Source organism: Pseudomonas sp. 2VD (assembly GCF_005503585.1).
Classification (GTDB): Bacteria; Pseudomonadota; Gammaproteobacteria; order Pseudomonadales; family Pseudomonadaceae; genus Pseudomonas; species Pseudomonas aeruginosa.
On sequence record NZ_SCND01000439.1, the window covers coordinates 1 to 4,397 of the forward strand.

The 4,397-nt window shown below is 67.2% G+C and carries 6 protein-coding genes; all 6 read left to right on the plus strand.

Going from position 1 to position 4,397, the window contains the following annotated elements; all coding sequences use genetic code 11:
* On the plus strand, positions 1 to 409 hold a 409-nt coding region (locus FFS27_RS29160), incomplete at its 5' end, for a phospholipase D-like domain-containing protein (RefSeq protein WP_252641947.1).
* Between the two features lie 99 nt (positions 410 to 508).
* Complete coding sequence (locus tag FFS27_RS29165) at positions 509 to 1,789, plus strand: acyltransferase family protein (protein ID WP_003141232.1); 1,281 nt, start codon at positions 509 to 511, stop codon at positions 1,787 to 1,789.
* Between the two features lie 93 nt (positions 1,790 to 1,882).
* Positions 1,883 to 2,494 (plus strand): DUF2846 domain-containing protein, encoded by a 612-nt coding sequence (locus FFS27_RS29170; RefSeq protein WP_003093944.1) that lies wholly within the window; start codon positions 1,883 to 1,885, stop codon positions 2,492 to 2,494.
* Positions 2,495 to 2,597: 103 nt separating this feature from the next.
* Entirely contained in the window at positions 2,598 to 3,182 is a 585-nt protein-coding gene (locus FFS27_RS29175) for a DJ-1/PfpI family protein (RefSeq protein WP_019485779.1), read from the plus strand.
* Positions 3,183 to 3,202: 20 nt separating this feature from the next.
* A complete protein-coding gene (locus FFS27_RS29180; protein ID WP_003093942.1) occupies positions 3,203 to 3,511 on the plus strand; it encodes a ribbon-helix-helix domain-containing protein in 309 nt (102 codons plus the stop codon).
* A gap of 134 nt (positions 3,512 to 3,645) precedes the next feature.
* The coding region (locus FFS27_RS29185) for an Nramp family divalent metal transporter (RefSeq protein ID WP_171019253.1) at positions 3,646 to 4,397 on the plus strand (752 nt) is incomplete at its 3' end.

Sequence of the window (4,397 nt, forward strand, 5' to 3'; positions counted from 1 at the left end):
GCGCGGCGTGGAGGTGCGCCTGCTGCTGGCCGGGCGGCTCACCGACCACGCCCCGGTGCGCTATGCCGGGCAGCGCTACTACCCGCGCCTGCTGCGCGCCGGCGTGCGCATCCACGAATACCAGCCGCGCTTCCTGCACCTGAAGATGGTCATGGTCGACGATTGGGTGAGCGTCGGCTCCTGCAACTTCGATCATTGGAATCTACGCTTCAACCTCGACGCCAATCTCGAGGCCCTCGACCCGGACTTCACCAATGAGGCGGCGGCGAGCCTGCTGGCGGACTTCGCCGACAGCCGCGAGGTGACCCTGGCGATGTGGCGCGCGCGACCCCTGTGGATGCGCCTGCACCAGCGCCTGTGGGGTTGGCTGGACCGGGTAGTGGTGAATTTCCTCGACCGCCGGCGCTAGGGAGCGGCCGTTCGTAGCCGCTGGCCGGCCCGGTGAAACTTGCCGGGGAGCTTGCGGGTCTACCCCGGACCGCCCATTACAATGACAAAGGAGAGATGCGTGGCAACGCCCGACTCCAAGGAACGTTTCATCGGACTGGAATGGTTGCGCTTCCTGCTCGGCCTGTACGTGGTGGTGTACCACACCCTGCATACCTATCCGAAAGAGCAGAAGTTTCCAGGTCTCGACGAACTGACCAGCCTGGGGTTCTTCGCCACCAGTACCTTCTTCGTGCTTTCCGGCTTCCTCCTGGCCCATGTCTACGCACGCAGCGGCCGGTTGCGCGAAAGCGCCCGCAGCTTCTGGACCAAGCGACTGTCCAATCTCTATCCGCTGCACCTGTTCTCCCTGCTGCTGTCGATCCTGGTGTTGCTGGCCCTCAGCCACCTGGGAATCGGTCCCGAGCTGGACAAGGCCACCCCGCGCTTCGTCATCTACGACACCAACGAAGTGCTCGGCCGCACCCACCCGGAACTCTTCCTGCACTGGATGAGCAACACCGAACTGTTCGTCAACAGCATCCTGCAGATCCTCCTGCTGCAGGCCTGGAATCCCTATTACCTGACCTTCAACGCGCCGTTGTGGTCGCTGTCGACGCTGATGTTCTTCTACCTGGCGTTTCCCTTCGTCGCCCCGCGGCTGATGCGCAGCCGGCACAAGTGGAAGGTGCTGGCGCTGGTCTGGCTGGTCTACCTGATCCCGCCGGTGCTGGTGGTGGCCAGCGAGAGCTACGGGATCCCCTGGACCGGCCTGCTGCATCGCAATCCGTTGCTGCGCCTGCCGGAATTCCTTGGCGGCATCCTGGCCTACGGGTTGTTCCGCGGCTACCGCGACCGCGGCATGGTGCCGGGACGTGGCCTGCTGGCCGCGCTGGTGGCGCTGGTGGTGGCGGCCTTCCTGGTGGCCGACTACCTGTTCACCCAGGGCGCCAAGCATTGGTACTTCCTGCTGCACAACGGCCTGCTGCTGCCGGCCCAGTTGCTGCTGGTGTGCCTTTGCGCGCTGCCCGCCGACCCGAAGAGCGCTTTCGTCCGCCACTGGTCGCCGCGCCTGGGGGCCGCCTCGCTGTCGCTGTTCGCCCTGCATGTGCCGATGTTCACCCTGTTCTCCCGTAGCGAGCGCCTTATCGCCGTGCCGGGGCGTTGTCTCGACGACTGGCGCGCCTGCACCGAGGCGGCGGCCGCGCTGCCATCGTCGCTGCTCTACTACCCGCTGTTCCTGGTCCTGCTAGTGGCGTTCTGCGTACTGTTCCAGGAGCGCGGCGTGGTGCCGGTGCGCAAGTGGCTGGTGCGCCGGCTGATGCCGACGCCGGCGCTGGCCAAGGTGCCGCGCCCGGCCTGAGGCCGTTCTCCCGGAGAACCGGACTTTCGACGGGTGGCAGGCCCGACCCGGCTGGTTATGCTGCGCGGATAACCATAAGAAGAGGGATGGAGCATGCTGCGCAGCCTGTCGCTGGCCCTGTCGATCGTCGCGAGCCTGGTCGGCTGCAGCACGCCCGGCGCGTTCTTCGGTTCGGTGGACGGACCGGCCTTCGTCGCCCATCCGAGCGCCGATGCCAGCCACGCCACCGTCTACCTCTACCGTCCGCGGAGCCAGTGGGCGGACGAGGAACTCGAGGCGCCGGGGATCTTCCTCAACAACGAATTGATCGGCAGCCTGCCGAGCAACGGCTACCTGGCGTTCGAGTTCGAGACCGGCAGCTACAAGCTGGAAATGCGCCGGCCGCTGGCGGGCAGCTTCTGGACCCTGTTCGCCGACGGTCCGATGGATTTCACCCGCATCGCCAGCTTCATGCTCGAGGCCAGGGCCGGCTCGGTCTACTACCTGCGCTACGACGAACTCAACCCGCCACCGAAGAGCGAGCACCCGGCGGGTGAGGGCGATGGCCCGCTGCAATTGGTGGCGGCCGATCTCGGCGCTGCGGAAATCGGCGCTACCCACCAGGTCCAGGAACCCATGCAGTTCGCCGCCAGCGGCTACCGGAAACGCGTGCAGCGCTCGTTCTGGGAAGGCGTCGGGCGGGCCCTGGACAAGATCGGCATCTGAACCCGGCACGCGTGTAGTAACCGTCTATTACCCGCGTCCCCCTGCGGATTGGCTACCTTAGGTGCATCCCCGGTATGACCGGGCCCTGCCCGAAGGAGTGCGCGTGATGGCTGCGAAGAAGATCCTGATGCTGGTCGGCGACTATGCCGAAGACTACGAAACCATGGTCCCGTTCCAGGCCCTGCAGATGGTGGGCCACCAGGTGCATGCGGTGTGTCCGGACAAGCGGGCCGGGCAAAGCGTGCGCACCGCCATCCACGATTTCGAAGGCGACCAGACCTACAGTGAGAAGCCGGGCCACAACTTCACCCTCAATGCCGACTTTGCCCAGGCCCGCGCCGAGGATTACGATGCCCTCCTGATCCCCGGCGGCCGCGCCCCCGAATACCTGCGCCTGAACGAGCAGGTGCTGGCTCTGGTGCGTGCCTTCGACGCCGCGCGCAAGCCGATCGCCGCGGTCTGCCATGGCGCCCAGCTGCTGGCCGCCGCCGGCGTCCTGCAAGGGCGGGCGTGCAGCGCCTATCCGGCCTGCGCCCCGGAGGTGCGGCTGGCCGGCGGCGAGTACGTCGACATTCCGTCGGACCAGGCCCACGTCGACGGCCACCTGGTCACTGCGCCGGCCTGGCCGGCGCATCCGGCGTGGCTGGCGCGCTTCCTTGAGGTGCTCGGCACCCGCATCAGCCACTGAGACCCAGGAGACCCCCGCGCATGTGCGAACTCTATGTGAAAGCCGACCCGATCCTCTATGAATCGCGCTCGCGTTCCTTGCGCATCCGCGGGGTGGTGACCACCCTGCGCCTGGAGAACCAGTTCTGGGACATCCTCCGGGAAATCGCCGAAGGCGAGGGCTTGAGCACCAACCAGTTGATCACCAAGCTCTACGAGGAAGTGATGGACTATCGCGGCGAGGTGCTCAACTTCGCCTCCTTCCTGCGTGTCAGTTGCACCCGCTACCTGGCGCAGCGGCGCGAGAAGGTCGCCGAGCTGAGCCTGGTCGGCCAGCGCGCCCAGGCCTGAGGGGAGGGAAGACGCGACCGGGGTGAAACGTTTAGGCTGGTCGCACTTCCTCCCCGATCCGGCGTCGCCTCGTGAAATACTCCCTGCCCACCACGGCCACCGCGCCGTTCTGTCCCTCGGCGGTCAGCCACAGCGTGGCGGTGCCGGCCGACGCCTCGCCGCTGCGCAAGCTGGCGCTGTTCGTCGGCCCCGGCCTGCTGGTCTCGGTCGGCTACATGGACCCCGGCAACTGGGCCACCGCCATCGAGGCGGGCTCGCGCTTCGGCTACGCGCTGCTGTTCGTGGTGGTGCTGGCGAGCTTTTCCGGGATGCTCCTGCAAAGCCTCTGTTCGCGCCTGGGGATCGCCACCGGCCGCGACCTCGCGCAGCTCTCCCGGGAGCGCTACCGCCCTGGCGTGGCGCGTGGCCAATGGCTGCTGGCGGAGCTGTCGATCGTCGCCACCGACCTTGCCGAGGTGCTCGGCGCGGCGCTGGCCTTCCACCTGCTGCTGGGAGTCTCGATTACCACCGGGGTGGTCCTCACCGCCTTCGATACCCTGATCGTGCTGGCCCTGCAGGGCGCCAACTTCCGCCGCCTGGAGGCCATAGTGCTGGGGCTGATCGCGACCATCGGCGCGTGTTTCTTCGTCGAACTGGTGCTGATTGGCCCCTACTGGCCGGATGTCGCCGCCGGCCTGCGGCCATCCTGGGACACCCTGAGCAGCCAGGAGCCGCTGTACCTGGCGATCGGCATCCTCGGCGCGACGGTGATGCCGCACAACCTCTACCTGCATTCGTCCGTGGTGCAGACCCGGGTCAGCGGCGACGACGCGGCGAGCAAACGCTCGGCGATCCGCTTTTCCCGGCTCGACACCATCGGCTCGCTGTCCCTGGCGCTGCTGGTCAA